Annotated in this window: 1 protein-coding gene; it reads right to left on the bottom strand. The window is 72.9% G+C overall.

Annotated elements, in window-relative coordinates; all coding sequences use genetic code 11:
• Positions 1 to 203, bottom strand: a 203-nt coding sequence (locus IH50_RS38590) for a hypothetical protein (RefSeq protein WP_037873804.1), incomplete at both ends; no start/stop codon positions are given.

Consider the following 203-nt stretch of genomic DNA (forward strand, 5'->3'; position numbering starts at 1 on the left):
GAGTGGAAGGCGTGCGACACCCGCAGCCGGGACGTACGACGCCCCAGCCCGCGGAACACCTCCGCCACCGCCTCCACCGCGGTCTCCACACCTGAGATCACCAGGGAGGAGGGGCCGTTGACCGCCGCGACCGACACCTCACCCGTCAGGTGGGGCAGCACCTCGGCCTCCGTCGCCTCCACCGCGACCATCGCACCACCGGC

This window comes from Streptomyces sp. NRRL S-37 (assembly GCF_000721605.1).
Lineage (GTDB): Bacteria > Actinomycetota > Actinomycetes > Streptomycetales > Streptomycetaceae > Streptomyces.